The organism is Pseudomonas sp. AC463 (assembly GCF_979253585.1).
Genome location: NZ_CEEDDZ010000441.1, coordinates 1 through 293, shown reverse-complemented (window position 1 = coordinate 293; position 293 = coordinate 1). Strand labels below are relative to the sequence as shown.

The 293-nt window shown below is 69.6% G+C and carries 1 pseudogene; it reads left to right on the top strand.

The features are described from left to right. Positions 1-293, top strand: a pseudogene (locus AC0IYH_RS30890) (cell division protein FtsK); the annotation flags it as partial.

The following is a 293-nucleotide window of genomic DNA, read 5'->3' as shown; positions in this document are numbered from 1 at the left end:
AGGGCGCGGAGCAGCTGCTGGGGCGTGGCGACATGCTGTACATGCCGGGCGGCAAGGGCATCGTCCGCGTCCACGGCCCCTTCACCAGCGACGACGAGGTGCGCGCGGTGGCCGATCACTGGCGCGGGCAGGGGCTGCCCGATTACATCTCGTCCGTCACCGAGGAGCCGGAGGACGGCTTCGCACTGGAGGGCGCACCGACCGGCGAGGATTCGGCGGAGGACCAGCAATATCGCGCTGCGATCCAGCTCGTCTGCGAATCGCAAAAGGCGTCGACCAGCTGGCTCCAGCGC